Origin of the sequence: Actinomadura physcomitrii, assembly GCF_008923205.2 — a bacterium.
Lineage (GTDB): Bacteria > Actinomycetota > Actinomycetes > Streptosporangiales > Streptosporangiaceae > Spirillospora > Spirillospora physcomitrii.
Window position 1 is genome coordinate 176,428 of sequence record NZ_WBMS02000005.1, and the last position, 20,434, is coordinate 196,861.

Below are 20,434 nucleotides of genomic sequence, written 5' to 3' on the forward strand. Positions count from 1 at the left end.
GCGTGCAGGGACACCCTACTTACTTAAGTTAAGTAAACGCATTGTACGGTGGATCACATGTCCACCCCGCCGCGGTCCGCCGCCCACCCGAAGACCGGCGCAGCAGCGGCGCCGCCCGACATCGTGGAGATCGAGCGCGCGATCAGCCGCGTCGCGCACATGCTGACCCGAGCCAAGCAGCACGACCGGACGGTGGCCGAGGCCGGCGTCCCGGTCGACCGGGCCGCCGTGCCGCTGCTGCGCGCCCTCGCCGACGCGTCCGGCCCGCTGCGGCCGGGGGAGCTCGCCGTCCTGCTGGCGGTGGAGGCGCCGCACGTCACCCGCCAGGTGCAGCGGCTCGAGCGGGCCGGCTACGTCGAGCGCGTCCCCGACCCCGACGACGGCCGCGCGCAGCGCGTGCGGATCACGGACGCGGGGCTGGAGGCGTTCGAGCGGGTCCGCGCCGCCTGGCGGCAGTGGATGGCCGACGCGCTGGCGGCGTGGTCGCCCGACGAGCGGGAGCAGCTCGCCGGACTGGTGCACCGGATGGTCGACGACTTTCTCGCCCATTCCGAGCACCTCGCGCGCTGCGAGTCCCGTACCGCCGGGTAGCCGTGCCCCAGGCGTGACGATTCATTGCCGCTTGAGGTTTACGCGAAATTAGTGAAGTTTGTGATCTCGCGGTGTGGGTCCGATCCGGTTTTGCTCCCGGGCTCGGCGTCCTTAGGGTTGCCTTCCGTGGACCTACGTCTGCAAAACCCCCGTTATGCAGTCCCCGCCGGCGCGCGCGCAGCGCTCGCCGGGCCTGCGCCCTTCCCCGCGGCCCCGCGCGCCGCGACCCGGGACGGGCGCTGATGCAGGTCTTCGCGACCGCAGGCCACCACGGACACGGCAAGTCCGCCCTGGTGCGCGCCCTCACCGGCATGGAGCCCGAGGAGCCCGGCGCCTGGACCGAGCTGCCCTCCGGCCGCCGGCTGGCGTTCGTGGACGTCCCCGGCGACGAGCGGTCCGTCCCCGCCATGCTCGCGGGCGCGGGCGCCGTCCCCGCCGTGCTGTTCGCCGTCGCCGCCGACGAGGGCTGGATGCCGCAGTCGCAGGAGCACCTGGACGCGCTCGCCGCGCTCGGCGTCCGCGCCGGCGTGCTCGCCGTGACCCGCTCCGACGTCGCCGACCCCAAGCTCGCGCTCCGCCAGGCCCGCGACCGGCTCGCCGGGACCGCGCTGCGCGGCGCCGAGGCCGTCGCCGTCAGCACCGAGACCGGCGCCGGCCTGGCCGAGCTGGCCGCCGCGCTGGACCGGCTCGCCGGCCGGCTGCCCGTGCCCGACCCCGCCGCGCCAGTGCGCCTCTGGCTCGAGCACGCCTTCACCGCCGGACGGCAGAGCGTCGTCACCGGCACCCTCGCCGCCGGGACCATCACGGTCGGCGACGAGCTGCTCCTCATGCCCGCGGGCCGCCGCGTCCGCGTGCGGACCATCGGCAGCACCGGCGGGCCCCGCGAGAGCGTCACCGGCGTCTCCCGCGTCGTCCTCACGCTGCGCGACGCCGGCCGGGTCGACGCCGGCATGGCCCTGGTCACCCCCGGCCGCTGGTCCCTCACCACCTGCGTGGACGTGCGCACCCGGTTCGGCGAGGCGTCCGGGCGGCTGGCGCGGCGGATGACCCTGCACATCGGCGCCGCCGCCGTCCCGGTCCGGCTGCGCCCGCTCGGCCCCGACACCGCCCGCCTCACCCTGAACGCCCGGCTCGCCCTGCACATCGGCGACACCGCGCTGCTGCGCGACCCCGAGCGGCGCGCCATCGCCGGCGTCAGCGTCCTGGACGTCCGCCCGCCGACCCTCGTGCGGCGCGACGCGGGCGCGGCCCGCGCCCGCGAGCTGGCGACCTGGCCCGACCGGCCGGACGGCGCGCTGGTGCTGCGCCGGCACGGCGTGCTGCGCGCCTCCGAGCTGGACCTGATGGGCTGCGCGCCGCCGGACGGCGCCGTCGCCCTCGACGGCGGATGGCTCGCCGACCCGGCCCACTGGGAGGCGCTCCACGCGCGCCTCGCCGAGGAGGCGGCGCGGCACGCCGCCGCGACCCCGCACGCGCCCGGCGTCCCGCTGGAGACCGCGCGGCTGCGGCTCGGGCTGCCCGCCCGGCACCTCGTCGCCGCCCTCGTCCGCCCGCCGCTGCGCCTGGACGCCGGCCGCGTCCACGCCCCGCCCGCCGCCTCGCAGCCCGATCCCGCGCCGACGGCCCACGCTTCGGCGATCTCGGCTCGGCCTGCGAGGTCGTCCGGGACCGCCGGTCCGGATGATGCCGCGCCGGCGGCCGAAGGCCCGGCGCCCGATGCCGCGGCGCGAGGGACGGCCGCGGACGGGCCGGAAGGGGAGCGGTCGGCGCTGCCGCCGGGGCTGGCCGCGGCCGTGGAGCGGCTCCGCGCCGACCTCGCGGAGGCCCCGTTCGAGGCGCCTGCCGAGGAGCGCCTCGCCGAGCTCGGCCTGACCGGCGGCGCACTCGCCGCCGCCGAACGCGCGGGCGCGGTGCTGCGGCTGCGCGACGGCGTCGTCCTGCTGCCCGGCGCCGACCGCGAGGCGCTGCGGATCCTGTCCGCGCTGCCGCAGCCGTTCACGCCGCGGCAGGCGGGCGACGCGCTGTCCACGAGCCGCCGCGTCGCCGTCGCGCTGCTGGAGCACCTCGACGGCCTCGGCCTCACCGAGCGGCGGCGCTGACGCCGGCCGGGATGAACCCGGTCGCGGCGGGAAAACCGGTTGAACCGCGATGGGCGGCTCTGGCGTCATAGATCACGGTTCGGATCCCGTCGAGAAGGAGAAGGCATGCCGTACCAGACCCTGAAGGGCGGCCGCGTTCCCATCCGGATGTGGACCGACCCCGGCACCGTCGAGGACCAGGCGCTCGACCAGCTCCGCAACGTCTCCGCCCTGCCCTGGGTGGAGGGGCTCGCGGTCATGCCGGACGTCCACTACGGCAAGGGCGCGACGGTCGGCTCGGTCATCGCGATGAAGAACGCGGTGTCGCCGGCCGCGGTCGGCGTCGACATCGGCTGCGGGATGACCGCCGCGAAGTCCACGCTCACCGTCGAGGACATGCCGGACGACCTGTCGGGCGTCCGGCACGGGCTGGAGAAGGCGATCCCGGTCGGGCGCGGCTCGCACAAGCACGCCGTCGACCCGTCCGCGCTCCCGAACCTGAAGGAGCGCGGCTGGTACGACTTCTGGAAGGAGTTCGAGGACCTGCATCCGGCGGTCCGCTCAGGACTCGGCCGCGCGCGCTCCCAGATGGGCACGCTCGGCGGCGGCAACCACTTCCTGGAGCTGTGCGCGGACGACGAGGGCGCGATCTGGCTCGTCCTGCACTCCGGATCCCGCAACATCGGCAACGTGCTCGCCGAGCACCACATCGAGGCCGCCCGCAAGCTCCCCCACAACCAGGACCTTCCGGACACCGACCTCGCCGTGTTCCTCAGCGGCACCGCGAAGATGGACGCCTACCGGCACGACCTGTTCTGGGCGCAGGAGTACGCGCGCCGCAACCGCGCGGTCATGATGGCGCTCGCGCAGAACGTCGTCACCAAGCGGTTCGGCGAGAAGCGCTGCCGCTGGAACCAGGTCATCTCCTGCCACCACAACTACGTGGCGGAGGAGGAGTACGGCGGCGAGGAGCTGCTCGTCACCCGCAAGGGCGCGATCCGCGCGGGCGCCGGCGACCTCGGCATCATCCCGGGCTCGATGGCGACCGGCACCTACATCGTGCGCGGCCTCGGCAACGAGACCGCGTTCAACTCCGCCTCGCACGGCGCGGGCCGGAAGATGTCCCGGAACAAGGCGCGCAAGAACTTCACCGTCGAGGACCTGGTCGAGCAGACCAGGGGCGTCGAGTGCCGCAAGGACAGCGGCGTCATCGACGAGATCCCCGGCGCCTACAAGGACCTGGAGACGGTGATGGAGTCGCAGTCCGACCTCGTCGAGGTGGTCGCGCACCTGCGGCAGCTCGTGTGCGTCAAGGGCTGAGGGCGTGAAGAGCCGAGCGCGGCGGCGGCGCGGCGGGCGGCGGCCCCCCCCCCCCCCCGCCCCCCGCGCGGCCCCCGGGAGGCCGGGGCGCCGGGCGCGGGCCTGCGGGGGGGGGGCGGGGTGGCGATGCCGCCCCCCGCCGCCCCCCCCCCCCCCCCGCCGCCGGTCAGCCGAGGACGCGGTCGACGAACGCGGTGACGTCACCGAGCACCTCGTCGCGGTTGGTCTCGTTGAACACCTCATGACGCGCGCCGGGGTAGATCCGCTGCGCCAGGTCGCCGCCCCGGATCGCCTCGACGTACCCGTGCGCCAGGACCGCGATGTAGCGGGGCTCGCCGTCCGCCCAGATCCGCGCGGTGATCGCGCCCCGCGTGCCCGCGAACTCCCACTCCCGTGCCGCCGTCACCCGTACCTCCTCGTCCGAACCGGCCGTGCCCGCAGCCCGCGATGCGACGGATCGCGATCGCCGCAATAGGCTGGGTCGAACGACCGCAACCCGGACGGCCCGCCCAGCGCGCCGTCCGCCCGGCAGGAAGGGGCGCCCGTGCTGGCCGACACCTTCGGTCGTACCGCTACGGACCTGCGGGTCTCGCTCACCGACCGGTGCAACCTGCGGTGCTCGTACTGCATGCCGCCCGAGGGCCTGGACTGGCTGCCCAAGCCGGAGCTGCTCACCGACGACGAGGTGGTCAGGCTCGTCGGCCTCGCGGTCGGCGAGCTGGGCGTCACCGAGGTCCGCTACACCGGCGGGGAGCCGCTGCTGCGGCGCGGGCTGTCCGGCATCGTGCGGCGCACCGCGGAGCTGGAGCCGCGTCCGGAGATCTCGCTGACCACCAACGGGATCGGGCTGGCGCGGCTGGCCGCGCCGCTCGCCGCCGCCGGGCTGGACCGGGTGAACGTCTCGTTGGACACCCTCGACCCGGCGACCTTCAGGCGGCTCGCGCACCGCGACCGGCTCGCCGACGTCCTCGCCGGGCTGGAGGCGGCGCGCGCCGCCGGGCTCGCCCCCGTCAAGATCAACGCGGTGCTGATGCGGGGCGTCAACGACCACGAGGCGCCCGCGCTGCTGCGGTTCTGCCTTGAGCGCGGCTACCGGCTGCGGTTCATCGAGCAGATGCCGCTGGACGCCCAGCACGGCTGGACCCGCGACGGCATGGTCACCGCGGACGAGATCCTGGACCGGCTGTCGGCGGAGTTCGACCTGGCCCCGGACGCCGCGCACGACCGCGGCAGCGCCCCCGCCGAGACCTTCGCGGTCGGCGGCGGCCCGGAGGCGGTCGGCGTGATCGCGTCGGTGACCCGGCCCTTCTGCGGCGCCTGCGACCGGGTCAGGCTGACCGCCGACGGCCAGGTCCGCAACTGCCTGTTCGCGACCGAGGAGTCCAACCTGCGCGACGCGATGCGCGGCGGCGCGACGGACGAGGAGATCGCCGACCGGTGGCGCAAGGCGGTGTGGGCCAAGCGGGCCGGGCACGGCATCGACGACCCGGCGTTCCTGCAGCCCGCCCGGCCGATGTCCGCGATCGGCGGCTGACCCGCGTGCCCGCGTTCGACGCGGTGCTGCTCGCGGGCGGCCGCGCCCGGCGGCTCGGCGGCGTCGACAAGCCCGCCGCGCCGGTCGGCGGCCGCGCCCTGATCGAATGGGTCGCCGCCGCCGCGTCCGGCGCGTCCCGGACGATCGTCGTCGGCCCCCCGCGCGATGTGCCGCCGGGGGCCGTCCGGGTCCGCGAGGATCCGCCGGGCGCCGGGCCGGTGCCCGCGCTGCGCGCCGGGCTGGCCGAGGTGCGCGCGCCCTGGCTCGCGCTGCTGGCCGCCGACCTGCCGTTCCTGCGTCCCGTCCACGTCGCCGCGCTGCTGGACGCGGCCCGCGAGCGCGCCGGGGCCGTGCTGGTGGACGGCGACGGCCGCGCGCAGTGGCTCGCCGGGTGCTGGCGCACCGCCCGGCTGCGGGACGCGCTCGCCGCGTACAACGGCGCGTCCCTGCGCGGCGTCCTCGGCCCGCTGGACCCGGCGAAGGTCGCGCTCCCCGCCGGGGACCGGCCCCCGTGGTACGACTGCGACACCCCTGAGGACCTCGCCCGCGCCGACGGCCTCGCCCGGCCGGACGCGCTTTGACGGTGCGAGAGTGGGCATCGCGTACGTCGATGCGTTGAAGGGGGACGGCCATGTCGGTACTGGAGGACTGGATGAGCGCGGTCTGCGACGAGCTGGGCCTGGAACGCGGCGACATCGACCGCGACCTGGTGCTCGACCTGGCCCGCGACGTCGCGCACGGAGTGGCGCGCCCGGGCGCCCCGCTCACCGCCTACCTGCTGGGCCTCGCGGTCGGCCGCGGCGCGCCCGCCCGGGACGCCGCCGCCCGGCTCACCGAGATGGCCGAGGCCTGGGGCGCCGAGCCCGCCGCGGAGCCGGCGGCGCAGCGCGACGTGCCCGAGCAGGCCGGCGAACGCATCCTCGACGAGGCCTGACGCCCAAACCGAAGATGCATCTGGGTGGGGGGCGACCCCCACACCCCCCCGGCAAGAGCAGCCTGACCGGCGCCTTCCGCTTCGCTGGCGCTCCGCTCCAGGCGCCGGTCAGGCGTCGCGGTCCTCGACGGGGACCACGTCCTTGAGGAAGTCGCGGCGGGCGAGGAACGCCGACAGGCTCTCGCGGTGCTCGTCGCAGGCGAGCCAGATCTTCCGCCGGTCCGGGGTGTGGATCTTCGGGTTGTTCCAGCGCAGCGCCCACACCGCCGCGGCGCGGCAGCCCTTGGCGGAGCATTGCGGTTCGTCGGGGCCGGGGCCCGGTGCGGATTCGGTCACCGGCCAACTCTGGCACAGCGGCCGGGGTGCCCCGCGCGCCGGGTTTGGCCGGATGATCTCCGGAAAGGAGATCGCTCGTGCGGACGGAGGCCACGGCGGGCGCCGACCAGGAGGGCCGGGTGCAGCGCCCCTGGCGCGCGCTGTCGGTCTGCCTCGTCGCCGCGTTCATGACGCTGCTGGACGTCAGCATCGTCAACGTCGCGCTGCCGTCGATCAAGCAGGGGATGCACGCCTCCGAGGCGGAGCTGCAGTGGATCCTGTCCGGCTACGCGCTGACCTTCGGGCTGGTGCTCGTGCCGGCGGGGCGGCTCGGCGACGCGCGCAGCCGCCGGGCGGTGTTCATGACGGGGCTGGCGCTGTTCACCGCGGCCAGCGCGGCGGCCGGCATCGCGCCGGCCATGACGTGGCTGGTGCTGGCCCGGCTCGTCCAGGGCGTCGCGGGAGGCATCCTCAACCCGCAGGTGGCCGGCCTGATCCAGCAGCTGTTCCGGGGCGGCGAGCGGGGCCGCGCGTTCGGCGCGCTCGGCGCGGTCATCGGGATCGCGACGGCCGCCGGGCCGCTGCTGGGCGGCGGCATCATCGCGCTCGCCGGTCCCGCGCAGGGCTGGCGCTGGGTGTTCTACGTCAACATCCCGGTCGGCGTGGCGGCGCTGTTCCTGGCATGGCGGCTGCTGCCGCCGCCGGCGCGCGGGGAGAAGCAGGGCCTCGACCCGCCCGGTGTGCTGCTGCTCGGCGCCGGCGTGGTGTGCGTGCTGCTCCCGCTCGTCCAGGAGCAGCAGTGGCACGGGAACCGCAAATGGCTGCTGCTCCTCGCGGGCGCGCTGCTGATCGCCGCGTTCGCCTGGTGGGAGCGGCGGGCGCGCGCGCCGATGGTGGACCTCGGGCTGTTCCGGCTCCGCTCGTACGCGCTGGGGACGGCGATCGCGCTGCTGTACTTCGCCGGCTTCACCGCGATCTTCTTCATCTTCACCCTGTACCTGCAGAACGGCCTGGGCTACAGCGCGCTGGAAGCGGGCCTCGCCATCACGCCGTTCGCGGTCGGGTCGGGCGTGGCGGCGGCGGTCGGCGGGCGCATCGTCGCCCGGTACGGGCGCCCGCTCGTCGCCGCCGGGCTCGTGGTGGTCACAGTGGGGCTGGCCGCCGCGTGGCTCGCGGTCGAGCTGGAGCCGGGACGCGGCGTCGGGGTCGCGACCGCGCTGCCGCTGCTGTTCGCGGGCTGCGGCAGCGGCCTCGTCATCGCCCCGAACCAGACGATCACGCTGTCGCAGGTCGACTTCGCGCAGGGCGGCAGCGCCGCCGGCGTGCTGCAGACGGGGCAGCGGGTCGGTACCGCGATGGGGATCGCGGCGACCGGGTCGGTGTTCTTCTCCGCGCTCGCGAGCACGCACGGCGACTGGCCCGGGGCGTTCCGCCGCGGCCTCGTCGTCGTCTTGGCGCTCGTCGTGCTGGCGCTGGCGGCGGCCCTCGCCGACCTGGCCGCCGGCCGCCGCGCCCGGTCAGCGGCGCTGGCGCAGCGCGAGGCGCAGGAGCACGGCCAGGCCCGCGAGGGCTGCTGACGCCGCGCCCGCGAGCGCCAGGTTCTGCCGCCGGATCCGCGCCGGGATCCGCGCGTACGGCATCGTCGAGAACGACACCAGCTCGTACCGCGAGACGTACCGGCCCGCGAGCCGCCGCTCCAGCGCGTGCGCCGCCGCCTGCTTCGCCCGGTACACCGGCGACGACACGCGGTCGCGCATCTCGATGAAGTTGTCCAGCGCCATCTCGGCGATCGCGTCGGTGTTGGGCTTGCGGCGCTCCTCGTAGAGCGCCAGCGCGCGCGCCCAGTCGCCGCCGGTCTCGGTCAGGCACCGGTCGATCTCGATGCAGTCCTCGAACGCGCAGTTGGCGCCCTGCCCGAAGAACGGGACGATCGCGTGCGCGGCGTCGCCGAGCAGCGCGACGATCGCGCCGTCGCCCCGCCGCGTCCACGGCCGGCACCGGACGGTCACCAGCGACCCGACCGGGTTGCGCGCGTAGTCGCCGACCAGGTCGGGGATCAGGTCCGCGACGTCCGGGTAGTGCTCGGCGAAGTACGCGGTGACCTTCTCGGGCGCGTCCAGCGCCGCGAGGTCGGACTTCGGCCAGAACAGCGTGCAGGTGAACGAGCGGTCCAGGTTCGGCAGCGCGATCATCATCGAGGTGCCGCGCGGCCAGATGTGCAGCGCGTCGGGGTCGAGCGCGAAGTCGCCGTCGCGCGGAGGGACGGTCAGCTCCTTGTACCCGTGCTCCAGGAAGTCGGCGTCCTCGTTCAGCCCGAGGGAGCGGCGCACGGCGCTGTACGCGCCGTCCCCGGCGAGGACCACGCCGGCGGGCTCGGTGCCGCCGTCTTCCAGTAGCAGCGCCCCGGCCTGGACGTCCACGCCGGTGACGCGCTGGGAGAAGCGGAGCGTCACGCCGGGCGTCGCCTCGGCCGTGTCGAGCAGCGACTCGTTGAGCTGAGCCCGGCTGATGGAGTTGATGGCGCGCTCGCCATCGGCGCTGTAGGGCTGGAAGTTCTGCTCCTTGCCGAGCGGGTGCACCATCCGGCCGTGCATCGGCAGCGCCTGCTTGAGCGCCTGGTCCCGCAAACCCACCTGCTCCAGGGCGGCGAGCCCGCGCGCGGAGATCGCCAGGTTGATCGAGCGGCCCCGCTCGGCGCCCGCGATCCGCGGGTCGGGGCGCCGCTCGTACACGGTCACCTCGATGCCGCGGCGGCCGAGCAGGACCGCGAGCAGGCTGCCCGCGAGTCCGGCGCCGACGATCGCGACCCGCTCGTTCCGCCGTTCAGCCGCCATGGGCGGGCTCCTCCCCGGTCGTGGGCTGCTCCCCGGTGGTGGGCTGCTCGGTCTGCGAGCGGACCTCCCACAGGTCGGGGAACGCGGGCGCGAACAGCGTGGAGCGCAGGTAGTCGGCGCCGGCGGAGCCGCCGGTGCCGAGCTTGGCGCCGATGGTCCGCTCGACCATCTTCAGGTGCCGGTACCGCCACTCCTGGACGCCCTCGTCAACGTCGACGAGCGCCTCGCACACCTCGGCGGCGGGCCCGTTCTCGTCGGCGTAGACCGCCAGCAGCACCTTCTGGACGCCGGCGTCGGGCTCCCACGCCCGCGAGGTGTCGCGTTCGAGCGCCTCGCGCGGGACGGGGTGGCCCTGCACGGCGAGGTAGCGCAGCAGCGAGTCGAACATCGACGGCCGCGCGACCGCGGCGCGCAGCCGCTCGTCGCCGCGCAGCACCGACGCCGGGAACTCGCGCCGGCCGAGCACCGCCTCGATCTCGCGGAACTGGTCGCTCTGGAACCCGCTGGAGGTGCCGAGCGCGTGCCGGAACCCCGCGAACTGCCGGGGCGTCATCGTCTCCAGCACGTCCAGCTGCCCGACCACCGTCTTGAGGATCTTGGCGATCCGGCGCGCGGTGTGCAGCGCGCCCGCGCTGCGGCCCTCCTCCAGGCGGCGCTGCAGCAGCGCGGCCTCGTGCAGGATCTGCTTGAACCACAGCTCGTAGACCTGATGGATGATCACGAAGAGCAGCTCGTCGTGCGCGTCGGTCTCGGGCTCCTGGCAGTCCAGGAGCCGGTCCAGCCGCAGGTACCCGCCGTACGTCATCGTCGGCGAATCCGCCATCACCGCCTCCTTGCGACACAACGGATGTGGTCCGCAGCATATTGGATCGTTCTGCCCATTCGGCCGGTGGGTGCGCCAGCGGCGGACATATCCGGCAATCCGCCCTACGTGCGGCGGCGCGGGCTCACCAGAGCCGCAGCGAGCGCCGGAAGATGCCCGCCGCGTCGTCCTCGGTGACCGGACGCGGCGACGCCACCAGCAGCCGCTGCTGCCGCATCGTCCCCTCGACCAGGCCGGGGATGTCGGCCTCCCCGTAGCCGACCCCCGCGATCCCGTCCGGGATGCCGATGTCGCGCATCAGGCTCAGCAGCGCGCGCGGCAGATGCTCGGCCGGGTCGTCCGGCCGGTCCATCTCCGGGGCGAGCAGCTCGGCCGCGCGGACGTGCCGCTCGGGCCGCGCCCGGAAGGTGAACCGGAACGCCTCGGGCGCGGTGAGCGACACCGACATCCCGTGCGGGACCATCGGCTCCCCGTCCGGGTACCCGGCGGGCCGGAAGTCCTTGACCCGCCCGGCGATCGGGTAGGCGTTGGCGTGCGGGATGTGCACGCCCGCGTTCCCGAATCCGAGGCCCGCGAACGTCGCGGCGAGGGCCATGTCGGCGCGGGCCCGCCGGTCCTCGCCGTCCCGGACGGCCGCGCGGAACGAGCGGGCGATCAGGCCGAGCGCCCGCTCGGACCACATGTCCGAGACCGGGTTGGCGCCGCAGTACGGGACGCGCTGCTCGGGCCGCTTGCGCTCGTACGCGTCGAACGGCCTGGCGGTGTAGCTCTCCAGCGCGTGGCACACGATGTCCATCCCGGCCGACGCGGTCACCCCGGACGGCTGCGTCACCATCAGGTCGGGGTCGACGACCGCGAGCGCGGGGCGCATCCGCGGATGGCTGATGCCCGTCTTGACCCGCAGGTCCAGGACGTCCAGCACGCAGACCGTCGTGCTCTCCGCGCCGGTCCCGGTCGTGGTGGGGACGGCGACGAGCGGCAGTAGCGGCCGCTCCGGCGCCCGTCCCGCGCCGATCGGCGGGTTGAGGTACTCGGCGAGGTCGCCGTCGTTGGTGGTGAGCAGGTTCACGGCCTTGGCGGTGTCGATGCTCGACCCGCCGCCCACCGCGACGTACGCGTCGTACGGCCCGGTGTCCCGCGCGTGCCCGACCGCCTCGCGCATGCTCGCGTCCGTCGGCTCGACGCGGACGCCGTCGAACACGGCCGCCTCGATCCCGTAGGCCTTCATCGCGTCGGCGACCCGCCGCGGCCCGCCGGTCGCGGCGACGCCCGGGTCGGTCACGACGAGGACCCGCCGCGCGCCGTACTGCACGAGGTCGTATCCGATCTCCTCGGCCGCGCCCGTGCCGAACTTCAGCTGCGGCGCGCCGTAGGTGAAGACCGTCTCGTTCGCCATGTCCGCCCCCTCGAAGCCGGTACCGCTGATCGTTCCCACGGTGTCACCGCCCGAACGCGGCGGGCAAGGCGGGGCCGTGCGCCCGCTACTCCTCGGGCAGCTCGCCCACCGAGACGCGGACGGCGCGCAGCGCGGCGGTGATCTCGGCGGCGTGCTCGGCGGGCAGCGCGGCGATGCCGAAGCCGGCCTCGTTGAGCGCGGCGGTGGCCTCCTCGGCGAGGCCGCGGCCCGCGGGGGTGATGGTGGCGAGGACGACGCGGCGGTCGTCGGGGGAGGGGGCGCGGCCGACGAGCCCGCGCCGCTCCAGCCGGCCGATCACGTTGGTGACCGACGCCGGGTGCACCATGAGACGGGTGCCCATCTTGCCCATCGGCAGCGTGCCGGTGCGGGTGAAGGCGAGCAGCCGGAGCGCCTCGTAGGCGGCGAAGGTCAGACCGTGGGGCTTCAGCACGGCCTCGATCCGGCCGAGCAGCAGCTGCTGCGCCCGCATCACCGAGGTCACGGCCGCCATGCGGTCGGCCTGCTCGGGCCAGCGGGCGCTCCACTGCCGGTGGGCCTCGGAGATGGGGTCGGGAATGTCGGGCACCGCCCCACCGTAAGGCGTCTTGACCTCGTCGCGCACGGAAACTATTTTAACTTCCAAATATTAGACGTCCAAAGGTTGAGGTGGGGGACGTGACCGAACCGCTCCACAAGCCGGTCAACCCGGTGCGCTTCGTGACGGCCGCCGCGCTGTTCGACGGGCACGACGCGGCGATCAACATCATGCGGCGGATCCTGCAGTCGCAGGGCGCCGAGGTGGTGCACCTCGGGCACGACCGGTCCGTCCGCGAGGTCGTCGACGCCGTGCTGGAGGAGGACGCCCAGGGCGTCGCGATCAGCTCCTACCAGGGCGGCCACGTCGAGTACTTCGAGTACCTGTCGCGCAGCCTCAAGGAGGCCGGCGCCGAGCAGGTGCGGGTGTTCGGCGGCGGTGGCGGCGTGATCGTGCACCAGGAGATCGCCCGGCTCGCCGACGCGGGCGTGCGGATCTTCTCCCCGGAGGACGGGCAGCGGCTCGGCCTGCCCGGAATGATCAACGAGCTGGTCCGGGACTGCGACGTCGACCTCGCCGCCGAGCCCGTCCCGGCGGACGCGGTGGTCGCCGGCGACCGGCGCGCCCTCGCCCGGACGATCACCTGCCTGCAGGCCGGGAAGCTGGCCGGCGCCGACCGCGCCGCGCTGGCCGACGCGGCGTCCGGACGGCGCGTCCCGGTGCTCGGCATCACCGGCACGGGCGGCTCGGGCAAGTCGTCGCTCACCGACGAGCTGATCCGCCGGCTGCGCGTCGACCAGGGCGACCGGCTCCGCGTCGCGGTGCTGGCCGTCGACCCGACCCGGCGGCGCGGCGGCGGCGCGCTGCTCGGCGACCGCATCCGGATGAACTCCCTGGACGGCGACAAGGTCTTCTTCCGCTCGCTCGCCACCCGCGGCGCCCGCGAGCTGCCCGAGGGCATCGAGGACATCCTCACCGCCGTCAAGGCCGCCGGATACGACCTGGTCGTCCTGGAGACGCCCGGCATCGGGCAGGGCGACGCCGCGATCGTCCCCCTCGTGGACGTCTCGCTGTACGTCATGACGCCGGAGTTCGGCGCCGCGTCCCAGCTCGAGAAGATCGACATGCTCGACTTCGCGGACGTCGTGGCGATCAACAAGTTCGAGCGGCGCGGCGCCGAGGACGCCCGCCGCGACGTGTCCCGGCAGCTGGTGCGCAACCGGGAGGCGTTCGGACTGAGGCCCGAGGACATGCCGGTGTTCGGCACCAGCGCCGCCACCTTCAACGACGACGGCGTCACCGCGCTCTACCAGCACCTCGGCGGCATGCTCGCCGAGCACGGCCTGCGGCTGGAGGACGGCACGCTGCCGCGCGTCGACACCAGGGTCTCCACCGGCGCCGCCACGATCATCCCGCCGGGACGCGTCCGGTACCTGTCCGACATCGCCGAGACCGTCCGCGGCTACCACGCCGACACCGCGGCGCAGGCCGAGGCCGTCCGGCGGGTGCAGCGCCTCGACGAGGTCCGCGCCGAGCTGACCGACGCGTCCGAGGTCGAAGGGCTGCTGGAGAAGGCCCGCCGCGCCGTCGCTCCGCAGAACGCGGAGCTGATCGAGGGCTGGCCCGCCGTCGTCGAGTCCTACTCCGGCGACGAGCAGGTCGTGAAGATCCGCGACAGGGAGCTGCACACGAAGCTGACCCGCGAGTCGCTGTCGGGCAGCCGCATCCCGCGCGTCGCGCTGCCCCGCTACACCGACCACGGCGAGCTGCTGCGGTTCCTGCGCGCGGAGAACCTGCCCGGGAGGTTCCCGTTCACCGCCGGGGTGTTCCCGTTCAAGCGCGACAACGAGGACCCGGCCCGCATGTTCGCGGGGGAGGGCGACCCGTTCCGCACCAACCGGCGCTTCAAGCTGCTGTCGGAGGGCCAGCCGGCGACCCGCCTGTCCACCGCGTTCGACTCGGTCACCCTCTACGGCCGCGACCCCGACGAGCGTCCCGACGTGTACGGCAAGGTCGGCACGTCCGGCGTCTCGATCGCGACGCTCGACGACATGAAGGCGCTCTACGACGGGTTCGACCTGTCCTCGCCGACCACGTCGGTGTCGATGACCATCAACGGCCCCGCGCCGACGATCCTGGCGTTCTTCCTCAACACCGCCATCGACCAGGGCGTCGACCGGTTCCGCGAGGAGAACGGGCGCGAGCCGTCCGCCGAGGAGGCCGCGCGGATCCGCGCGCGGGTGCTGTCCACCGTGCGCGGCACCGTCCAGGCCGACATCCTCAAGGAGGACCAGGGCCAGAACACCTGCATCTTCTCCACCGAGTTCTCGCTGCGGATGATGGGCGACATCCAGGAGTGGTTCATCGCCAACAAGGTCCGCAACTTCTACTCGGTGTCGATCTCCGGCTACCACATCGCCGAGGCCGGCGCGAACCCCATCAGCCAGCTCGCCTTCACGCTCGCCAACGGGTTCACGTACGTCGAGTCGTACCTGGCGCGCGGCATGGACATCGACGACTTCGCGCCGAACCTGTCGTTCTTCTTCTCCAACGGCATGGACCCCGAGTACAACGTGCTCGGACGCGTCGCCCGCCGCATCTGGGCCGTCGCCATGCGGGACCGGTACGGCGCCAACGAGCGCAGCCAGAAGCTCAAGTACCACGTGCAGACCTCGGGCCGCTCCCTGCACGCGCAGGAGATGCACTTCAACGACATCCGCACGACGCTGCAGGCGCTCATCGCCATCTACGACAACTGCAACAGCCTGCACACCAACGCCTACGACGAGGCCGTCACCACCCCCACCGCCGAGTCGGTGCGGCGCGCGCTGGCGATCCAGCTCATCATCAACCGCGAGTGGGGCCTGGCGATGAACGAGAACCCGCTGCAGGGGTCGTTCATCATCGACGAGCTGACCGACCTGGTGGAGGAGGCCGTCCTCGCCGAGTTCGACCGGATCAGCGAGCGCGGCGGCGTCCTCGGCGCGATGGAGACCGGCTACCAGCGCGGCCGCATCCAGGACGAGTCGATGCTGTACGAGCAGCGCAAGCACGACGGTTCGCTGCCGATCGTCGGCGTCAACACCTTCCGCCTGCCCGACGCGGGCGACGGCACGCCGGACACGATCGAGCTGGCCCGCGCCACCGAGGACGAGAAGCGCTCCCAGCTGGAGCGGGTCCGCTCCTACCAGGCCGCGCACGGCACCGAGGCCGAGGCCGCGCTGGCGGCGCTGAAGGAGGCGGCGCGGGCCGGGGACAACGTGTTCGCGGTGCTGATGGACGCGGCGCGGGTGTGCAGCCTCCAGCAGATCACCGACGCGTTCTTCGAGGTCGGCGGCCAGTACCGCCGCAACGTCTGAGCGCCGCGCCGCATGCCCGCGTTCGACGACACCGCCCGCGACGACACCGGCGTGCCCGTTCCCGTGCCGGAGCGGGTGCGCCGGGTGGTGTCGATCGTCCCGTCGCTGACCGAGACGGTCGCGGTGAGCGCGCCGGGCCTCCTCGCCGGCGCCACCGACTGGTGCACGCACCCCGAGGGCCTCGACGTCCCGCGCGTGCGCGGAACGAAGAACCCGGACGTGGAGCGCATCAGGCGGCTGCGGCCCGACGTCGTCCTCGGCAACACCGAGGAGAACCGCCCCGCCGACGTCGAGGCGCTGCGCGCCGCCGGCGTCCCGGTGTGGATGACCGAGATCCGCACCGTGGACGGGGCCCTGGCCTCGCTGCGCCGGATGCTCACCGAAGCGTGCCGCGTGCCCGCCCCGGACTGGCTGGACGAGGCCGCCCGCGCCTGGGCGGACGCGGCGCCCGGCGAGCCGCGCGCCGCGGTGGTCCCGATCTGGCGGCGGCCGTGGATGGTCGTCGGCCGCGACACCTTCACCGGCGACGTGCTGGCCCGCCTCGGCGTCGCCAACGTCTACGCCGGCCACCCCGAGCGGTACCCGAAGATCCCGCTGGAGGAGCTGAACGCCGCCGGCGCCGACCTGGTCGTCCTCCCGGACGAGCCGTACCGGTTCACCGCCGACGACGGCCCCGAGTGCTTCCCCGGCACCGACGTCGCGCTGGTCGGCGGACGGCACCTCACCTGGTACGGCCCGTCGCTCGTCCAGGCGCCCGCCGAGCTGTGCGAACGGCTCGCGGCGGCCCGGACCTACTGACCGGTTTCCTGCTCGCCGCCGGGCGGGCGGCGGGTGAACATCGCCTCCACGCAGCGCGCCATCCGCCCGTCCAGCTCCTCCGCCGGGACGTCGATCTCCCGCGCCAGGTGCTCGCGCAGCAGCGTGTACCCGTAGATCGTGGACGCGATCGCCGCCTGCACGGCCTCCACGTCCTCGACCGGCAGCTCGCCCCGGGCCGCCTCCGCGGCGAGGTCCTTGCGGCCCTCGCCGCGGTTCAGCAGCACCCGGGGGCGGTCGTCGCCGTCCAGCACCAGCAGCGTCGCCAGCAGCACCGGCTCGGGGTGGCGCAGGCTCGTCCAGAACAGCCGCGACAGCCGCTTGCGCAGCGGCAGCCCCGCGGCGCCCGCCGCGTCCTCGGCGTTCGGCCGGGACCGGTGGAACAGCGCCGAGCGCAGCAGCGCCCGCCGCGACCCGAAGTACTGGTAGACCAGCCCGCGGTTGACGCCGGCCTCGTCGGCGACCTGCCGCAGGTTGAGGCCCGCGAGGACGCCGCCGCGGCGCAGCAGCGCGATCGCCGCCGCCCGCAGCGACTCCTCGGTCGCGTCCCGGTCGCGGGTCCGCTCGTCCCGGCGCCCCGGCTGCGGAGCGGTCACGCCTTGGGGCCGCCCGCCACGTAGATCACCTGGCCGGACACGAACGAGGCGTCCTCGCTGACCAGGAACGCCACCACGCCCGCGATGTCCTCGGGCCTGCCGACGCGGCGGACCGGGATCTCCTTGGCGGCGGCGGTCTTGAAGTCCTCGAAGCCGACGCCGATCCGCTCGGCGGTCGCCGCGGTCATCTCGGTCTCGATGAAGCCGGGCGCGATCGCGTTCGCGGTCACGCCGAACTTGCCCAGCTCGATCGCCAGGGTCTTGGTGAAGCCCTGCAGACCCGCCTTGGCCGCCGAGTAGTTCACCTGGCCGCGGTTGCCGAGCGCCGACGTCGACGACAGGTTGACGATGCGGCCCCAGCCGGCCTTGGTCATGTGCTCCTGCGCGGCGCGGCTCATCAGGAACGAGCCGCGCAGGTGCACCGACATGACCGAGTCCCAGTCGTCGTCGGACATCTTGAACAGCAGGTTGTCGCGGGTGATGCCGGCGTTGTTCACCAGCACGACCGGCGGGCCGAGCTCGCCGGCGATCCGCGCGACGGCGGCGGCGACCTGCCCGGAGTCGGCGACGTTCACGCCGACGGCGAGCGCCTTCCCGCCGTTCTTCTCGATGGTCTCCACGGTGCCGGCGCAGGCGGCCTCGTCGAGGTCGCAGACCGCGACGGCGAAGCCCTCGCGGGCGAGCCGGACGGCCGTGGCGGCGCCGATTCCCCGCGCGGAACCGGTGACGATGGCGACCCTGGTGTCGGTCATGTGGTGCTCCCTGCCCTTCCTCGAACCTTCGTCAGACCTGGATGTCCTTGGCGATGATGGTCTTCAGCACCTCGCTGGTGCCGCCGTAGATCCGGGTGACCCGGGCGTCGGCGTACAGGCGCGCGATCGGGTACTCCAGGATGTAGCCGTAGCCGCCGTGCAGCTGCAGGCACTTGTCGACGACGCGCTGCTGCACCTCGGTGCAGAACAGCTTGGCGACCGCGGCGTCGGCCGGGGTCAGCTCGCCGGCGTCGAGGGCCTCGATGCAGCGGTCGACCAGCGACCGCGCCGCCTCGACCTCGGTGGCGCACTCGGCGAGGACGAACTTGGTGTTCTGGAACGAGGACACGGTCTTGCCGAAGACCGTCCGCTCCTGCACGTACTTGCGGGCGAACTCGACGGCCGCCGCCGCGGAGGCGTAGGAGCTGGTGGCGATGCCGAGCCGCTCCTCGGCCAGGTTGTGGGTCAGGTAGCCGAAACCCGCCCCCTCCTCGCCGAGCAGGTCCTCGACGGGCACCTTCACGTCGACGAACGACAGCTCGGCGGTGTCGGAGCTGCGCAGCCCGATCTTCTCCAGCTTGCGGCCGACCGAGTAGCCCTCGCTCTTGGTGTCCACCGCCAGGATCGACAGCCCGGCGCGGCGGTTCTCCGGCGTCGCGGGCGACGTGCGCGCCACGACCAGCACCCGGTCGGCGAGGACGCCGCCGGTGATGAAGGTCTTGGCGCCGTTCAGGACGTAGTGGTCGCCGTCGCGCTTGGCGGTGGTCTGCATGCCGGCGAGGTCGGAGCCGGTGCCCGGCTCGGTCATCGCGATGGCCGTCATCATCTCGCCGCTGATGAACGGCGGCAGCCAGCGCTTCTTCTGCTCCTCGGAGGCGTACTTGAGCAGGTAGGGCAGCACGAGGTTGACGTGCACGCCGTAGCCGCCGAAGCTCACCCCGGCGCGGGCGCACTCCTCGGAGATCACGGCCTGGTACTTGAAGCTGGTCTCGCCCGCGCCGCCGTACTCCTCGGGCACCTGGATGCCGAACACGCCCAGCTCGCCGAGCTTGTTGTAGAAGTCGCGGGGCGGGTGCCCGGCCTGCTCCCACTCCTCGTAGACGGGAGCGACCTCGGCCTGGATGAAGTCCCGGATCGTCTCCCGGAACGCCTCGTGGTCCTCATTGAACAGGGTGCGGCGCACGCTCGGCCCCTTTCGCTGCGTAACTAACAGAACGCTAACTTAGCTCGAATCTCGTTCTAGCAGCAAATACCGGAGAAGCGCGGGTCCGGCACCCGGCACCCGGCACCCACACTACGGAATCTAGCGTTCCGTTCGGAGGGTCAGCAGGACGGTTCGCAGACGCGCCGCGACACCGCCCTGAGGAAGATCCCCTGGATCTGCCGCGGCGTCTCGGCCACGTGACGGCGACGGGGTGGTCGAGGAACACCGAGCCCTGTTTCGCCGGTACCGGACTGGAAGCGCGAGGAGAACGGCGTCACGACGGGACGGGGACCTCGTCGAGCAGCGCGCCGAGCCCGGCCGCGCGGGCGGGCGCGACGTCCCCCGGACCCCGCCCGGCCAGCGCCCAGCGCAGCCCCTCGATCCGCCGTCCGAGGTCGACGGGCGCGCCGCCGTCCACCTCGTCCAGCAGCGTGGTCACCTGCGTCGCGAGCTCCGTGCCGAATCCCGGCCGGACCTCGCCCGTCGCCATGGCCTGTCGTGCCCGCACCACACCTGCGTCCGGCCGTACCGGGCGAGGCGCCGCTCCATGCGGTACCGGCCGTCGAGCAGAAAACCCGGATCCACGGGACCTCCCCTCTGGCGCGGGGATGGCGTTACCCACGGTGCAGTACGCACCGCGGACCCGGCACGGATCAGAGAGGAAAAAGTTCGAACCGTCCGGGTTTCGGCTCGTGGCCGGAGCAGGCCAGCGCGGGGACTTGCGCTTTCGCGGAGATGTGCTGGGGCCGCCGGCCCGGGTCAAGCCGGGGCATCGGGGCGGTGGTGCGAGGACCAGGAGATATGAAAAGCGGCGCCGGGTGGATACGGGGGCAACCCACCCGGCGCCGCATCATCGGTGTTCCGACGGGGGCCCGGAACACCGGCACGGGCGCTCCGACGGGGGACCAGAGCGCCGGTACAAATCGTACACCGAAACCCCCCGCGGTTAGTCAAGAGAATGTCACGACCCGATTTCCGGTCGCTGTCCGGAAACCCGCTTCTGTTCGTGGCCCTCGTGGCCCTCGTGGTCCTCGAAGCGCGCCGACGGCGTGGGCTCCCGGCCGCCGTTCGCGAAGATCACCGCGACGTACGGCAGGAACAGCGCCCCGACCACCAGAAGCGCGGCCAGCCACACCGGTGCCCCGGCCACCACGCTGACGACCGCCCCGACGAAGCAGACCGTCCGCACTCCCATCGACCACAGGTAGCGCCGCTGCCGGTGGCCGATGTCCTCGGACATCGGGCGGGGAGCGTCGGTGACCGTGTAGACCTCCGGTCCCCGATGGTGATTGACCTTCACCATTCCACGGTAAGCCCATGGAGTCCGATAGGCGACAGCAGGACGGT

The 20,434-nt window shown here is 73.8% G+C and carries 20 protein-coding genes; 9 read left to right on the forward strand and 11 right to left on the reverse strand.

Features of this window, described 5'->3' with window-relative positions:
* Positions 1–57: 57 nt before the first annotated feature.
* From F8568_RS08535 to F8568_RS08545, 3 genes are all read left to right on the forward strand, one after another.
* Positions 58–591, forward strand: coding sequence for a MarR family winged helix-turn-helix transcriptional regulator (locus F8568_RS08535; RefSeq protein WP_151592945.1), 534 nt, complete (start codon positions 58–60; stop codon positions 589–591).
* Between the two features lie 242 nt (positions 592–833).
* The gene (locus tag F8568_RS08540; RefSeq protein ID WP_151592946.1) at positions 834–2,690 is read left to right on the forward strand and encodes a selenocysteine-specific translation elongation factor; all 1,857 of its coding nucleotides are present in this window, start codon (positions 834–836) and stop codon (positions 2,688–2,690) included.
* Positions 2,691–2,795: 105 nt separating this feature from the next.
* Positions 2,796–3,989 carry an RtcB family protein gene (locus tag F8568_RS08545; RefSeq protein ID WP_151592947.1) on the forward strand — a complete coding sequence of 398 codons (1,194 nt, stop codon included), beginning with the start codon at positions 2,796–2,798 and terminating at the stop codon, positions 3,987–3,989.
* 166 nt (positions 3,990–4,155) lie between these two features.
* Here the strand turns inward: F8568_RS08545 and F8568_RS50970 are convergent, their stop codons facing one another.
* Positions 4,156–4,395, reverse strand: a complete 240-nt coding sequence (locus tag F8568_RS50970; protein ID WP_151592948.1) for a hypothetical protein — start codon at positions 4,393–4,395, stop codon at positions 4,156–4,158.
* Between the two features lie 138 nt (positions 4,396–4,533).
* Here F8568_RS50970 and moaA point away from each other — a divergent pair, with 138 nt between their 5' ends.
* The 3 genes from moaA to F8568_RS08565 are packed head-to-tail and all read left to right on the forward strand — an operon-like array spanning position 4,534 to position 6,457.
* Complete coding sequence (moaA, locus tag F8568_RS08555; protein WP_151592949.1) at positions 4,534–5,523, forward strand: GTP 3',8-cyclase MoaA; 990 nt, start codon at positions 4,534–4,536, stop codon at positions 5,521–5,523.
* Positions 5,520–6,104 (forward strand): molybdenum cofactor guanylyltransferase, encoded by a 585-nt coding sequence (mobA, locus tag F8568_RS08560; RefSeq protein WP_151593076.1) that lies wholly within the window; start codon positions 5,520–5,522, stop codon positions 6,102–6,104. Before moaA ends, mobA begins: the two co-directional genes overlap by 4 nt.
* A 50-nt stretch (positions 6,105–6,154) precedes the next feature.
* The gene (locus F8568_RS08565; RefSeq protein WP_236008529.1) at positions 6,155–6,457 is read left to right on the forward strand and encodes a DUF6457 domain-containing protein; all 303 of its coding nucleotides are present in this window, start codon (positions 6,155–6,157) and stop codon (positions 6,455–6,457) included.
* Positions 6,458–6,565: 108 nt separating this feature from the next.
* On the opposite strand, the gene F8568_RS08570 is transcribed toward F8568_RS08565, so the two are convergent.
* Entirely contained in the window at positions 6,566–6,793 is a 228-nt protein-coding gene (locus F8568_RS08570; RefSeq protein WP_151592950.1) for a hypothetical protein, read from the reverse strand.
* A gap of 77 nt (positions 6,794–6,870) precedes the next feature.
* Here F8568_RS08570 and F8568_RS08575 point away from each other — a divergent pair, with 77 nt between their 5' ends.
* Complete coding sequence (locus F8568_RS08575; protein WP_328600778.1) at positions 6,871–8,349, forward strand: MFS transporter; 1,479 nt, start codon at positions 6,871–6,873, stop codon at positions 8,347–8,349.
* Here the strand turns inward: F8568_RS08575 and F8568_RS08580 are convergent.
* The 4 genes from F8568_RS08580 to F8568_RS08595 form a co-directional block, all read right to left on the reverse strand.
* The gene (locus tag F8568_RS08580; RefSeq protein WP_151592951.1) at positions 8,290–9,606 is read right to left on the reverse strand and encodes an FAD-dependent oxidoreductase; all 1,317 of its coding nucleotides are present in this window, start codon (positions 9,604–9,606) and stop codon (positions 8,290–8,292) included. The two genes, F8568_RS08575 and F8568_RS08580, sit on opposite strands and share 60 nt — an antisense overlap.
* Complete coding sequence (locus tag F8568_RS08585) at positions 9,596–10,429, reverse strand: tryptophan 2,3-dioxygenase (RefSeq protein ID WP_151592952.1); 834 nt, start codon at positions 10,427–10,429, stop codon at positions 9,596–9,598. The genes F8568_RS08580 and F8568_RS08585 overlap by 11 nt, the downstream gene beginning before the upstream one ends.
* A 124-nt stretch (positions 10,430–10,553) precedes the next feature.
* Positions 10,554–11,825 carry a hydroxyacid-oxoacid transhydrogenase gene (locus F8568_RS08590; RefSeq protein WP_151592953.1) on the reverse strand — a complete coding sequence of 424 codons (1,272 nt, stop codon included), beginning with the start codon at positions 11,823–11,825 and terminating at the stop codon, positions 10,554–10,556.
* 85 nt (positions 11,826–11,910) lie between these two features.
* Positions 11,911–12,447: a MarR family winged helix-turn-helix transcriptional regulator gene (locus tag F8568_RS08595; RefSeq protein WP_328600779.1), complete on the reverse strand. Its 537-nt coding sequence runs from the start codon at positions 12,445–12,447 to the stop codon at positions 11,911–11,913.
* Positions 12,448–12,500: 53 nt separating this feature from the next.
* Between F8568_RS08595 and icmF the strand changes: the two genes are divergently transcribed.
* Together icmF and F8568_RS08605 are read left to right on the forward strand one after the other, a co-directional pair.
* Entirely contained in the window at positions 12,501–15,719 is a 3,219-nt protein-coding gene (gene icmF, locus F8568_RS08600; protein ID WP_151592954.1) for a fused isobutyryl-CoA mutase/GTPase IcmF, read from the forward strand.
* A gap of 12 nt (positions 15,720–15,731) precedes the next feature.
* Complete coding sequence (locus tag F8568_RS08605; RefSeq protein WP_151592955.1) at positions 15,732–16,517, forward strand: helical backbone metal receptor; 786 nt, start codon at positions 15,732–15,734, stop codon at positions 16,515–16,517.
* On the opposite strand, the gene F8568_RS08610 is transcribed toward F8568_RS08605, so the two are convergent.
* The 5 genes from F8568_RS08610 to F8568_RS08630 all read right to left on the reverse strand — a co-directional run bounded on the left by F8568_RS08610 (position 16,511) and on the right by F8568_RS08630 (position 20,390).
* Positions 16,511–17,131: a TetR/AcrR family transcriptional regulator gene (locus tag F8568_RS08610; protein WP_151592956.1), complete on the reverse strand. Its 621-nt coding sequence runs from the start codon at positions 17,129–17,131 to the stop codon at positions 16,511–16,513. The two genes, F8568_RS08605 and F8568_RS08610, sit on opposite strands and share 7 nt — an antisense overlap.
* Positions 17,128–17,883, reverse strand: coding sequence for a 3-oxoacyl-ACP reductase FabG (gene fabG / locus F8568_RS08615; RefSeq protein ID WP_151592957.1), 756 nt, complete (start codon positions 17,881–17,883; stop codon positions 17,128–17,130). Before fabG ends, F8568_RS08610 begins: the two co-directional genes overlap by 4 nt.
* A gap of 31 nt (positions 17,884–17,914) precedes the next feature.
* The gene (locus F8568_RS08620) at positions 17,915–19,066 is read right to left on the reverse strand and encodes an acyl-CoA dehydrogenase family protein (RefSeq protein WP_151592958.1); all 1,152 of its coding nucleotides are present in this window, start codon (positions 19,064–19,066) and stop codon (positions 17,915–17,917) included.
* Positions 19,067–19,361: 295 nt separating this feature from the next.
* Positions 19,362–19,595, reverse strand: coding sequence for a hypothetical protein (locus F8568_RS08625; RefSeq protein WP_151592959.1), 234 nt, complete (start codon positions 19,593–19,595; stop codon positions 19,362–19,364).
* 453 nt (positions 19,596–20,048) lie between these two features.
* Positions 20,049–20,390, reverse strand: coding sequence for a DUF3099 domain-containing protein (locus F8568_RS08630; RefSeq protein ID WP_151592960.1), 342 nt, complete (start codon positions 20,388–20,390; stop codon positions 20,049–20,051).
* Positions 20,391–20,434: the final 44 nt, after the last annotated feature.